Source organism: Devosia sp. 1566, assembly GCF_004005995.1.
Lineage (GTDB): Bacteria > Pseudomonadota > Alphaproteobacteria > Rhizobiales > Devosiaceae > Devosia.
In genome coordinates this window covers 518957-531473 of sequence record NZ_CP034767.1, presented here as the reverse complement: position 1 = coordinate 531473, position 12517 = coordinate 518957, and the positions used below count along the sequence as shown (strand labels likewise).

Genomic DNA, 12517 nt, shown 5'->3' with positions numbered 1-12517 from the left:
GTGCAGACCAATAGCTGAGGTTCGCCTCAAGTGATCAGGCGCGCAGCCTCTTCCTCGGTGGGAATGTGGCCGTCAGGCGTGAAGTGGTTGACGGCTTCAGGCAGGGTCTGGCTCAGGCGCTGCAGCAATTCGGTGCGGGAAAGCCCGGTTTGCTGGGTGAGCGAGGTGATTGTGTCCTCGCCCAGCGTTTCTTCCAGATCGCTGGTGTCGAGCGGCTCGTTGTTGCCGGGTCCAACCCAGCTTTGAGCCTTGTTGCCGCGTCCCGACTGATTGAAGCTATCCATCAGATCGCCGAGACCGCCGCTCAGCATGCCGCCCAGACCGCCTGCTGCGGCGCCCCCGCCCAGGAGGCCACCGAGCATGCCGCCCAAATTGCCCAGGCCGCCGCCTTGGGCGCCGGTTTGGCCGGGTTCGCCAAGACCACCCTGACCGCCCTGGCCCCCTAGCCCTCCCTGCCGACCGGCGTTGCCGAGCAGTTCGCCGAGTTTATCGCGGTTTTGATAGCCGGCTACCGCCAGCAAGCCCAACAGGGCCATCATGGAAGGGCCACGTTTCATTTTGCTTCTCCTTCAGGTGCCGCTTAGCGGCGACGGGCGATAAAGCCCCAGATTGCCAGCACGATTACTGCGCCGACGATTGCGCCAATAAAGCCTGCACCTTCATCGGCGCGGTACCAGCCGAGCGCCTGACCAAGGAAGGTCGCGACAAAGGCACCAACAATGCCGAGGATAGTGGTGAGGACAAAGCCCGAAGGCTCATTGTTGCCCGGCATGATAAACTTGGCGATGATGCCGGCGACGAAACCGATGATGATGGTCCAGATAATACCCATGACGCTGTGCTCCAAAGAGATGGTGCTCAAGCAACGCCGCCACTGCCGCGCGGTTCCCCCGCCAGGAGGTTTGACGGTTAAGGCGGGCGGAATCGCTTGACGGCTCGGGAGGTTTCGCGCATCTAGAAACCAGTGCGGGTGTAGCTCAATGGTAGAGCAGAAGCTTCCCAAGCTTACGACGAGGGTTCGATTCCCTTCACCCGCTCCAACTTTTCCATTCAGCTTGTTTGTTTGCCGGGGCCCGAGAACATGACTCAGCCGCGATTCATCATGCTTGAAGCCGCTTGTTGCGGCCATTTTTCAGCCCTTTTACAAGAACATAGCTCCCATGCAGCTTTCGGGGGGCGAAGGCGCGCTTTCATTGCTTCACATTATCGATGACCAATGAAGGGAACGCGCACGGGCTTTCTCTGGTTTCGGGTGGGGTTCGGCCCTTCTTCCCAAGCAGGTGATACGTGAGTGAACTTGAACAGCATGCAACAGAAGTCTTGAAGTTCTCGGCACGCAATGCCCGGCCCAAGCGGCCAGCCTATCTGCGGGACGCAACGGTGGATTCCGATGGGAATATCGCCGTTCTCAAGCAAAGCGAGCATCTTCGGCCTTTGGTCGTGGATCTCGATGGCACCCTGTTGCGCTCTGACTTGTTGATTGAGACGGCGTTCGCCGAACTGTCCCGGCGCCCCCTCGCGCTGCTGGAACTGATCGCCGCGCTCAAGCAGGGCAAGGCGGCGCTGAAGCATCGCCTGGCGGCGACGGCCGTATTTGACCCGGCCGTTTTGCCCTATGACGAGGAAGTGCTGCGTTGCATTCGCCAGGCGCGGGCCGAAGGGCGTTCGGTTTATCTGGCCTCAGCCAGCCATGAAGTGCTGGTTGGCGCCGTGGCAGATCACCTCGAGCTGTTCGATGGCTGGTTCGCAACCGATGAGTTGACCAATTGCGCGGGCAAGGTGAAGGCGCACAAGCTGGTGGAGGCTTTTGGGGAGAAGGGCTTCGATTACATCGGCAATGATGCGGCCGACCTGCATGTCTGGCCACACGCCGCCAAGGCCCTGGCGATCCGGGCCCCAGCGCGGGTTGGGCGGGCGCTGGCAAGTTCCAGCGACGATGTTGAGCACTTGACCCACGAGCGGGCGGGCTGGAAAGCCTGGGCCAAGCTGATGCGGGTGCATCAATATGCCAAGAACGGCCTCGTCTTTGTGCCTCTGATCACCAGCCAGATGTTTGAGCTGGGGGCATTCATGCACGTCCTCGTGGCAGCAATTGCCTTTTCGCTTTGCGCCTCCAGCGTTTACATCCTCAACGACCTGATCGACCTGCAGGACGACCGCGGCCACCGCAGCAAGCGGCATCGCCCGCTCGCCAATGGCTCCGTTCCGCTTTCGGAAGCCATGCTGGCTATCCCGGTTCTGCTCGGCATCTCCCTGGCGCTGGGCGCCTGGGTTTCCCTGCCCTTCCTTGGGGTCCTGCTGGGCTATTTTGCTCTCACCAGCGCTTATACCTTCCTGCTCAAGCGCAAGATGATTGCCGATGTGATCACGCTCGCTGGCCTTTATTCCGTGCGCGTCGTCGGCGGTGCCGTGGCTTTGTCCGTGGTGCTCTCGCCCTGGTTGCTGGCTTTCACCATGTCCTGGTTCCTGTCGCTCGCACTGATCAAGCGCTATGTAGAACTTCAGGCCCGGCGCGAAGCCAACCTGCCCGACGCCACCAGCCGCGATTATCGCAACGACGACATCCACATGGTCGGGGCGCTCGCCGCAGCGGCTTCGCTCAACGCCATCACACTGTTCCTGCTTTATGCCTCGAGCGAAAGCGTCGTCACCACCTTCAGCCGCCCGGAAATCTTGTGGTTCGTGGCGCCCATTCTGGCTTATTGGATTGGCCGGGCCTTGCTGGTTGCGCGCCGTGGGGAAATGCATGATGACCCGGTGGTGTTCGCCCTCAAGGATCGACTCAGCGTGGCGACGCTGGCGACCGCCGGCATTCTTTTCGTGGCAGCCTTCTAGAACAAGCAGGACCTGAACCATTTGCTACCCTGTTCCCTATCCGCGTTCGCGTGAGGCAAGGCCCGCATGAGCATTGCCTTTCGCTATGTCCTGTTCGCCATTCTTTCCAGCTTGATCAATTTTGGCGTCCAGGAACTGGTCGTCACCGGGCTGCCCTGGGCGCCGCTGATGCTATCCATTCTGGCCGGAACTGCGGCGGGCTTTGCCGCCAAATATGTGCTGGACAAGAACTGGATCTTTTTTGACAGCTCAAGCTCCCACGGCGAGGAGGTGCGCAAGGTGGGCCTTTACGGCCTGTTCAGCGTCTTTACCACTATCGTTTTCTGGAGCTTTGAAATCGCCGCTTGGTCCATCTGGCAGACCGACGTGGCCAAATACTCCGGCGGCGCGCTGGGCCTTGCTATCGGCTATGTCGCCAAATACTGGCTCGACCGGCGCTTTGTGTTCCGGACGGAGGCATCTTGATGCGCCTGGACGGCTGGGGACGCTATCCAAGCCTGGATGGCCGGGTTGTCGCTGCCGCGAGCCCGGACGACCTCGCGCGGCTCATGCGCGATGGCTCCGGTCTGGTGGCTCGGGGCAATGGCCGCGCCTATGGCGACGCCGCCATGGGCGAAGCCCTGACGGTGCTCGGCCGCAGGCTCAATCGCATGAAAGAATTTGATCCGGTCAGCGGCAATCTTACGGTCGAGGCCGGAGTGCTGCTATCCGATATTCTCGACACCTTTGTGCCACGCGGGTTTTTCCCACCGGTAGTGCCGGGCACCAAGCTCGTGACCGTGGGCGGCATGATTGCCTCCGATATTCACGGCAAGAACCATCATCGCGATGGTGGCTTTGGCGCTTATTTGCAGAGCCTTGATCTCGTGGTGCCAGGCGGCGAAACCGTTCATTGTTCGCGCGAGAACAATAGTGAGCTGTTCTTCGCTACGATCGGCGGCATGGGGCTTACGGGCATCATTGCGCAAGCGACAATGACACTGCGCACCATCGAAACCGCCTGGATCGACCAGCGCACCGTGGTTGCCCCTGATCTTGGCGCCGCGCTGCAGGCCCTCGATGAATCGAGCGAGGCGACATACTCGGTAGCCTGGATCGACTGCATTGCTGGCGGCGCAGCGCTGGGCCGCTCGCTGGTTTATGTGGGTGAACATGCTACCCGGGATCAACTTGCCGCCGCGCAATCCGAACGTGGTGTGCTGGCCCCAGCCCCTCGGGCAAAACTGGGCGTGCCGCTGGAATTGCCCAGCTGGACGCTGAACCGGGCTTCGGTCCGGGCCTTCAACGAGGTTTACTTCCGCGCGGGGTCACGCACCGAGCAGGCTTTGGTGCACTTCAATCCGTATTTCTTTCCGCTGGACGGCGTGGACCAGTGGAACCGCATCTATGGGCGGCGCGGCTTCCTGCAGCATCAATGCGTGGTGCCACCCGCCAATGCCCATGCCGTGCTAAGCGAAATTCTCGAGCGGTTTTCGCGCTCGGGCAAGGCTTCGTTCCTTGCCGTGCTCAAAAAGCTGGGCGATGGCACCGGCCCGCTGTCGTTCCCGATGCTGGGCTATACGCTGGCGCTGGATGTGCGGGTCACCGACGAGATCTTCGCGCTTCTTGATGAGATCGATGCTATCGTGGTGCGCGCCGGCGGTCGGCTTTATCTCACCAAGGATGCGCGCCAGTCACGGGATACCTTCGAAGCGGGTTATCCGCGCCTGGACGAGTTCCGGCAGGTGCGGCGCGCGGTGGGAGCCGAGGGCCGGTTGCAATCCCGTCTTTCCAGCAGGCTAGGTATATAGGCGAATGTCCAAGACGCTTCTTTTGATCGGCGCAACTTCCGATATCGGCCATGCTACGGCGGGCGCCTATGCCGCGCAGGGCTGGACCGTGCTGCTGACCGCCCGCAATGTGGCCAGCGCCGAGCGCAACCGCGCCGACCTCGCGGCACGAAGCGGCGGCGCGGTTTCGCTCCATATGCTGGATGTGACCGACAGTTCTAGCTTTGAGAGCTTCATCACCGGCCTGCCGGCCCTGCCCGACACCGTTGTGTGCGTGGTCGGCGAAATGGGTGAGCAGGAGCGCGCCCAAAGCGACCTCGACCATGCCGCCGTGGTGTTGCGGACCAATTTCGAGGGGCCAGCACTCCTGCTCGGGTTGCTCGCCGAAAAGTTCGAAGCGCGCGGCTCGGGCACGATCGTGGGCGTCAGCTCGGTGGCGGGCGACCGCGGACGCGGGTCCAACTATGTTTATGGCGCGGCAAAAGCCGGGTTCACCGCCTTCCTGTCGGGGCTGCGCAACCGGCTGTCACAGACCGAGGTACGGGTCGTTACGGTGAAGCCCGGTTTTGTGCGCACCCGCATGACTGCCGGCATGAAACTGCCGCCAGCGCTGACGGCCGAGCCGCAAGAGGTGGGCAATGCCATCCTTGCTGCCGCGGACGGCAGCCGCCCGCGCGACGTGATCTATGTGCGCTGGATGTGGCGCTACGTGATGATGATCATCACCGCCATTCCCGAGCCGGTATTCAAGAAGCTCCGGCTCTAGCATGGTGTCGGCCGCAAGCCATTCGCGGGGTGTGCTCGAACGGGAGCGCAGCCGCTGGCGTGCGCCGGCGCTGCTGATGTTCGGGCTGGGCGTTGTGCTGGCGCTTGTTCTCGCCTTGCCGGGGGAAACGATCGCGACCCGGGGGCTGGAGGACCTGTTTTCGATTCTCGACGGCGCTCATCGCATTGCCTGGGGCCAGGTGCCGAACCGGGATTTCCATTCCGCTTTGGGGCCGCTCGTTTATTACCTGCCCGCTCTTGGGCTTGGCCTGAGCGGAAGCTATGGCGCCGCCCTGCCAATCGGCATGGGGTTGCTGCTGGTGGTGGTCGCTGCGATCGCGGCGCATGTACTGAGCTCGCGGCTGCATCTGGCGCTGGCCCTGCCCTTTGCCGCTTTTCTGTTCCTGGTCTTGGCCGTGCCCATGCATTTGGGCGAAGGCGTTACCGCGCTGTCGTTCCTGTTCTTTCATAACCGCATCGGCTGGGTGTGCCTGGCGCTGCTGCTGGTGATGTATGTCGAGCCCAAGGAAGCCGTTGGTCGTGGCGTGGCGCTCGATATTGCCTGCGCCACGATCCTCGTCTTGGTGATGGTTTATACCCGCGCCACCTATGGCATGGTCGGTGGTGCGTTCCTGCTGCTGATGCTGATCACCGGCCGTTGGCGTTGGGCGGGTGGGGCGCTGCTCGCTACGCTGCTCGTTGCTGGCGGAATCGAGCTGGTGTGGCACGGCTCGGCCAGCTATGCCAGCGACGTGCTGATGGCGTTGCAGACCGGGGGCTGGTGGCGCGGAACGCAGGGTAGCATCATTGATCTGCTGCTCGGCAATTTCGCCGATTATCTGCTGTTTGGGCTGCTGGTGGCCCTGTTGTTCTGGCGGCGGTTCAACTGGCGCGACCTGTTGTTCTTTTTGTTCTGCGCCGTCGCCGGCTACTGGCTCATCAACCAGAACGAGCAGCGCTGGGGCATCCTCACCCTCCATGCGGGGGCAGCGGTGGCGGCCGAATATCTGTTGCGCAACATGGCCGCGCGCGCTGGTCGCCCGGCCGGGGCCGTGGTGAACCCGCCCGGGGTCACGCTCTACTTTGCGGCCTTGCTGCTGCCCACCATCGTGCATTGCTCGATTGCCCTGCTGCTGCATGCCGGCACGGCCTTGGTCAATGGCGGGCAGGCCCTGGCCATTCCGCGCCTCGAAGGCGTGCGGCTGGCCAATCTCTGGACCAATGGCGATTTCAATGGCAGCACCTGGTATCTCGGCACCATCACCGATGGGCTGGCCGCGCTGGAGAACCTGCCGGAGCCACCGCAAACCGTTCAGGTCCTCAACACACCCAACCCCTTCTCGCTGGCGCTGAACTTGCCACCGCCGGCGGGCGACAAGCTCGATCTGCGCTGGAATGCAACGCTGAACGAAACCTTCCATCCAGCCCCGGAAGACCTCTTTGCCGATGCGGCCGTGGTGATGGAGCGGACCAGCGCGGGCGGAAGCGGACCTGTCGGCCAGCTCTACCTGCCCTATGTGACCGAAAGCTATTCCCAGGTGGCGCAAACGCCCAACTGGCGCCTGTTCCGCCGCGACCCGGCGGATACCGGCATGCCGGCAGCTGCCGCCGCCCCTGCCCCGCTCGCGCCGTGATGAGCGCCCGGGCCACTGCGGCTGTGCTTGCCGGCTTGTCGCTGGTTTGCGCGCTGTTGCTGGCGCTGCCCGCCCGCACGGTCACGTCGGCCTATGTGAACGACCTGCTTCTGTTTCTTGATGGGGCGCATCGGGTCGCCTGGGGGCAAGTGCCCAATCGCGATTTCCACACCGCGCTTGGGCTGCTGGCCTATTATATCCCTGCGGCAGGGCTGTGGATCTCGGGGCAACTGGGCGGGGCACTTCCCGTCGGAATGGCGCTGCTGATCGTGCTGTTTGTGCCGCTGCTGGTGCATGTGCTGGTTAGCCGGTTGCGTCCGGTGCTGGCCCTCGCGCTTGGCGCCTTCCTTGTCCTCGTGCTAGCGGCGCCGATTAATTTGGGGGACTCGCTCTCCTCGATCACCTTCGCGATGTATTACAACCGCATCGGCTGGGTTGCCCTGGCGCTGCTCGCGGTGATGTATCTGCGGCCGCGACGGCAACCCCCTCTCGGCATCTGGCTCGATGCGGCGACCGCCGCGATCCTTGTCGTGCTCCTGATCTATCTCAAGATCACCTATGCCCCCGTAGCGCTCGCCTTCGTGATTTTCATGCTGCTTGACCGCCAGCAATGGCGCTGGGCGGCGCTAGCACTGCTGCTGATTGCAGTGGCCATGGCGGTGGTGGAGCTGTTCTGGCGCGGCAGCTGGCTTTACCTCCAGGACCTGCTGGAAACCGCCCGGGTGAGCGGCCAGCGCGATCCCATGGGCTATGTTTATGCGCTGCTGCGCAATTTGTCCGACCTGCTGGTGTTTGGGATTTTCGCGGGGCTAGCCCTCACTCAGACGCGCAGCTGGCGCGACCTGCTGTTTTACATCTTCTGCTCGGTCGCGGGGCTGCTGATCCTGATGCAGAATGCGCATAACTGGGGCATCATCACCTTGTTCGCCGGCGCGGCGGTGGCGGCCGAAACCCTGTTGCGCGACCTCGAGCAGCGGGGCCGCAGGCTGGCACTGAGCCCAGGCGCACCGCTGCTTTTCCTGTTCATGGTGCTGCCGGGGCTTGGCAGCCACACAGTCGCCTTGATGTCTCACTTCACCATGGCCGTTTCCGGGTGGGGAGAACCGCTGGGCCTGCCGGGTCTGGAGCAGGTGCGGTTCGGTCGCTTGTGGTCGCGCGGCGATCAGGGCTTCACCGAAAAATACATCGGCACCTTTGGCGCGGGAGCAGATGCGCTGGCGCAAGCAGGCGTTGTGCCAGAACGCGTGCTGGTGCTGGATTTCGCCAATCCGTTCTCGGCCGGGCTCAACCTGGCGCCGCCCAAGGGCGATCTTTCCTGGATGCATTGGGGGCGCAATATCAACGCGGCGGTCTTCGTGCCGCCTGAACAACTCTTCGCCGATGTGATGGTGGTGATGGTGCCTACAGTCGGCATTAATGTGGGGCAACTTGAGGGGCTCTACGGTGCTTATATCGCCCAAAATTTCGTCCTGGCCGGGCAAACCGAGCTTTGGCGAGTTTATGTCCGCCCGCCCCAGCCAGGAGCACCCGCATGACGCTTGCGTCCCCCAGCACCCAAGCACTTTCGCGGTGGCCCGGCACCATGACAACGGCGCGCCGGCTGGGCTGGGCAGTGCTCGCCCTGGGCGTGTTGTTTGCGGCCATGCTCGCCGTGCCGGGGCAAACGGCGACGAATAAATACGTCAACGACCTCTACATTTTCCTTGATGGCGCGCATCGGATTGTCTTGGGGCAAGTGCCCAATGTGGACTTCCACACCTCTCTTGGGCCGCTGGCCTTTTATCTGCCGGCGGCAGGACTGGCGCTGAGCGGCAGTTTGGGGGCAGCGATGCCGGTGGGCATGGCGCTGGTCGTGCTGATATTGGCCTGCATCGGCGCACCGCTGATCGCCAGCCGCATGCACCCCATCACCGGCATGGCCGCCGCCGTCTTCCTGCTCGCCGTAGCTGCCGTCCCGGTCAATCCAGGTGAAGCAGTCTCGGACCTGTCCTTTGCCATGTTCTACAACCGGATCGGCTGGTCGGCGCTCGGATTGTTGCTGGTGATGTATCTGCGACCATTCAATGATAGCCGGCAGCAGGCGCTGGTGGATGCCGCTTGTGCCGCACTGCTGGTGTTGCTGATGCTTTACACCAAGGCGAGCTACGGGCTCGTGGGCTTCGCCTTTTTGGTGTTCATGTTGCTCGATCGGCAACAACGAGGACGCATGGCGCTCGCCCTGGGGCTTTGCGCCATCTCTATCGGCGCGATCGCGCTGCTCTGGGGCGGCACTCTCAATCATGTCGCTGATCTGCAGCTCGCCCAGGAGGTCAGTGGTGGATTGCCTGAGCTACAGCGGCTGGCCGAAACCATGATGGTCAACCTGGCAGATCTGGTGGTGTTTGCGCTATTCGCCGCCCTGCTGCTGTTGGCGCGCCGCCGTTTTCGCGACCTGCTGTTTGTTGGCTTTTGCGCCTCGACGGGCATTTTGATCATCGAGCAAAACTTCCAGATCGTCGGCATTCTGACGCTCGGGGCCGGTGCGGCGGTGATTGCCGAACTGCTGATGCGCGAGCCCAATTCCCAGCGCTACCCCGTCGCACTGAGCGGCGCCGGCGTACCGCTGCTGCTTGCGACGCTGCTGCTTCCGGTGGCGGTGCAAAATGTCTTTTCGCTTGGCGTCCATGCCGCCATGGCGAGCAGTCGTGCCGGCGAGCCTTCCCCCCTGCCCCAATTTGGCGGCGTCCGGCTGGTTCGCCTCTGGTCGGAGGGCGCCTACCGCAACTTCGTGCGTTACCATGAAACTCTGCTGGATGGGGCCTTGGCGTTGGAGAGCCTCGACCGGCCGCTGCAGAATGTCTTGGTGTTTGACTTCGTCAGCCCGTTTGCAGCGGGACTGGATCTACCGGTGAGCCAAGGCGACAGCCCCTGGTTCCACTGGGGCCGAACGCTTGACCATGACCATTTTCCACCGGCCGCGGAGATCATGGCGGACGTCGAGATCATCATGGATCCAAAGACGCCGATCGAGCACTGGACCGCGGACGGCATGCGCGAGATCTATGCCGACTATATCGCGCAGAACTTTGAACTGGCGACCGAGACCCGCCACTGGCGCGTTTATGTGCGGCGCGGAGCAGGCCCGGTTGCCGTGCTGCCATCCGAGAACAGCAGCACGACGAGGCAAAGCACCAGCGCCCAGCCATAGGCCGAGCCCAGCGTGAATTGCAGCCATGGCTCGGCGCCGAAATAGCCAAGAATCTTGGGAACGGGGACGACCAGGAGCGCGGCCACGATCCACATCGCCCAATGCTGGCGATAAGCAACGATCACGGGTAGCAAGAATAGGGTGTAGTGGATCCAACCCAAAGGCGAGGCCAGAACTGCGGCGAGGAGCCCGAGGGCACTGACCTGCATGATGCCGGGCCGGCGGAACCACGCCCAGGCTGCGAGCGCGAGCAGCAGTGCGGCGCTGAGCGCTGTCCCCAGGAAGGGCACGCCGGCACGGGCGGCAAGCCCGGAGATCGAAGCATTGGTGAGGAAAAACGCCCGTTCCCCATCAGAAACCACCAACTCAAGCCATTGGCGATAAATTTCTGGCCCATAGATGGCGAGAGGAATGGCGCTGATAAGAGCGGCGGTAAAGACCGATACCAGGCTGGGCAGGCGCTGCCCTGACAGGAACAGCAGCACCGGCCAAACGAGGAAGTTGGGCTTCATGGCAATTACGAGCCCGATCAACACACCGGCCCAGATGGGTTGGTCACGATCCAGCAGCAGCCAGGCGCCAACCGCAGCCAGGACCAGCGGCACATAGATCTGCCCAAGGTAAAGCGTGTCCCAAAACCCGGCGAGCCCGAAGGCCCAGGCGACGAGGACGATAGCGCGCCAGTCCGGCGCATAGCGTTGCGCCAGCAGCAACACGGCGGCGGCATAAAGCGCGACTGAAATCCAGGACCAGACCCAGAGCGAGTGCTCGGGCGGGGCCAGATCGAACAGCTGGAACAGCAGCGCGGAAATGGGGGGATTCAAGTTCGGGTTCCAGGCTTGAAAGCCCGGAAAAACCACATGAGGTGTCAGAGGCGGATAAACGCCATAGGGATTGAGGCCCTCGGCTGCCGCGCGTCCGGACGCAACAAAGGCACCGAAATCCCAGAGCCCGTGGGGCGGAAGCACGCGGCGAAGTTCGCCCGAGATCGCCCACAAGGAAAACGCGACTAAACATAGTGCCGCTGCCAAGGCCAGCAGACGGTAGGGAAACGTCATCGACGTGCGCGCCTGCACCGGGATCAACGGAACACCTGCATAATCCTAACCCGAATAGATATACCGACGCGAACGAACCGCTTCAGGGCACAAGCCCGAAGCGGTCCTCGCTTGAGTCAGCCGCGTGCCATTATGGCGTGGCGGGAGCGGCAGGGGTAGTTGCTGGTGCAGCTGGGGTCGTGGTCGTGGGTGCTGCAGGGGTAGTGGTCGTTGCCGGTGCGGCAGGTGCCGTGGTTTCGGCAGGAGTGGTCGTCGTTCCGGTATTGGTGCCGGAATTATTCATCAGGAAGAGCGCGATGATAACCACCACGACTACGACGATGATGCCGATTATTACGTTCCTGTTCACAAGTAACCTCCATTTTGGCGCAGACTCAACTCGCCAGAGCCACATTGGCTCCCGGCTATAACCGGAATCAATTCCCCGCGATCAGCGGAGCGTTGAGCCGAGTTGTCCTTGGTCGCGAACATGCTCTTGATACGCATTTACCGCGGGGAACGGAAGGCGCTCTGTGGCGTCGGTGAGGATAGATCAACCTCACGCGGCATAAAAACCACCATGCACCTGGTCTTGCTCGGCGACTCAATCCTTGACAACGGCGCTTATGTGGAACCCGCGGGCTCCGTGCTGGAGCAGTTGCAACAGGAAGTGGGCTCGAGCGCGCAAGTCAGTCTTCTGGCCCGCGATGGGGCACTGATCGCCGGCACCATCGAGCAACTTGGCCGCGTTCCCCGTGGTGCCACGCATCTGGTGGTCAGCGCGGGCGGCAATGATGCGCTGCGCCATACGGGCGTGCTGCTGGAGCGGGCCACATCGGTTGCACAGGCCTTGAGCAAGATCGAGCCGGTGCGGGATGGCTTTGCGAAGGGCTATCGAGCAATGCTCGACACCGCGGCCGGCCTGCCGCTGCCAATCGCGCTGTGTACCATCTACGATGTTCAGTTTGATGACCCCGTGCAGCGTCGCATGTCCAATCTGGCGCTGGGCCTCCTCAACGACGTCATCACGCGCGAAGCGGTTCGACGCCGCTGGCCCGTGATCGACCTGCGTGTGCTCTTCGATGCTCCCGGCGATTATGCCAATGCCATCGAGCCCTCGGCGGCGGGCGCCGGCAAGATCGCGTTGACCACGGCACAGATCGTGCGCAACCACGATTTTGCCGGACCGTCTGCATTTTATGGTGGCGCCCGCTAGCGCGGCATGGAAGCAGCCTTCTCGCTCAGAATGGCAATTGCGCGCGAGGCCCGAAAATGCGCTATTGGAGGCAC

The 12517-nt window shown here is 62.7% G+C and carries 12 protein-coding genes and 1 tRNA gene; 9 read left to right on the top strand and 4 right to left on the bottom strand.

Translation table 11 applies throughout. The annotated features are described in order from the left end of the window. Positions 1-26 precede the first annotated feature (26 nt). Both ELX51_RS02560 and ELX51_RS02555 read right to left on the bottom strand, forming a co-directional pair. Positions 27-557: a YidB family protein gene (locus tag ELX51_RS02560; protein WP_127752037.1), complete on the bottom strand. Its 531-nt coding sequence runs from the start codon at positions 555-557 to the stop codon at positions 27-29. Between the two features lie 23 nt (positions 558-580). Then, positions 581-832 carry a GlsB/YeaQ/YmgE family stress response membrane protein gene (locus ELX51_RS02555; protein WP_127752036.1) on the bottom strand — a complete coding sequence of 84 codons (252 nt, stop codon included), beginning with the start codon at positions 830-832 and terminating at the stop codon, positions 581-583. Positions 833-966: 134 nt separating this feature from the next. Between ELX51_RS02555 and ELX51_RS02550 the strand changes: the two genes are divergently transcribed. The 8 genes from ELX51_RS02550 (at position 967) to ELX51_RS02515 (ending at position 10190) form a co-directional block, all read left to right on the top strand. Beyond that, positions 967-1040, top strand: a tRNA-Gly gene (locus ELX51_RS02550). Positions 1041-1287: 247 nt separating this feature from the next. Further along, the gene (locus ELX51_RS02545) at positions 1288-2835 is read left to right on the top strand and encodes a UbiA family prenyltransferase (protein WP_348983127.1); all 1548 of its coding nucleotides are present in this window, start codon (positions 1288-1290) and stop codon (positions 2833-2835) included. A gap of 66 nt (positions 2836-2901) precedes the next feature. Further along, positions 2902-3300: a GtrA family protein gene (locus tag ELX51_RS02540; protein WP_127752035.1), complete on the top strand. Its 399-nt coding sequence runs from the start codon at positions 2902-2904 to the stop codon at positions 3298-3300. After that, positions 3297-4625, top strand: coding sequence for an FAD-binding oxidoreductase (locus ELX51_RS02535; RefSeq protein WP_248305227.1), 1329 nt, complete (start codon positions 3297-3299; stop codon positions 4623-4625). Before ELX51_RS02540 ends, ELX51_RS02535 begins: the two co-directional genes overlap by 4 nt. A gap of 4 nt (positions 4626-4629) precedes the next feature. Beyond that, positions 4630-5370, top strand: a complete 741-nt coding sequence (locus tag ELX51_RS02530; protein ID WP_127752033.1) for an SDR family oxidoreductase — start codon at positions 4630-4632, stop codon at positions 5368-5370. Between the two features lies 1 nt (position 5371). Further along, complete coding sequence (locus ELX51_RS02525; protein ID WP_127752032.1) at positions 5372-7003, top strand: hypothetical protein; 1632 nt, start codon at positions 5372-5374, stop codon at positions 7001-7003. Beyond that, positions 7003-8538, top strand: coding sequence for a hypothetical protein (locus ELX51_RS02520; protein ID WP_127752031.1), 1536 nt, complete (start codon positions 7003-7005; stop codon positions 8536-8538). Before ELX51_RS02525 ends, ELX51_RS02520 begins: the two co-directional genes overlap by 1 nt. After that, positions 8535-10190, top strand: coding sequence for a hypothetical protein (locus ELX51_RS02515; RefSeq protein WP_206524688.1), 1656 nt, complete (start codon positions 8535-8537; stop codon positions 10188-10190). The genes ELX51_RS02520 and ELX51_RS02515 overlap by 4 nt, the downstream gene beginning before the upstream one ends. Here ELX51_RS02515 and ELX51_RS02510 read toward each other — a convergent pair. Together ELX51_RS02510 and ELX51_RS02505 are read right to left on the bottom strand one after the other, a co-directional pair. Beyond that, complete coding sequence (locus tag ELX51_RS02510; protein WP_127752030.1) at positions 10103-11248, bottom strand: glycosyltransferase family 87 protein; 1146 nt, start codon at positions 11246-11248, stop codon at positions 10103-10105. The genes ELX51_RS02515 and ELX51_RS02510 overlap by 88 nt on opposite strands. Positions 11249-11378: 130 nt before the next feature. Further along, a complete protein-coding gene (locus ELX51_RS02505) occupies positions 11379-11597 on the bottom strand; it encodes a hypothetical protein (protein WP_127752029.1) in 219 nt (72 codons plus the stop codon). 210 nt (positions 11598-11807) lie between these two features. On the opposite strand from ELX51_RS02505, the gene ELX51_RS02500 reads away from it, so the two are divergent. After that, positions 11808-12443 (top strand): SGNH/GDSL hydrolase family protein, encoded by a 636-nt coding sequence (locus tag ELX51_RS02500; protein ID WP_164854718.1) that lies wholly within the window; start codon positions 11808-11810, stop codon positions 12441-12443. The last annotated feature ends 74 nt before the right edge of the window (positions 12444-12517 follow it).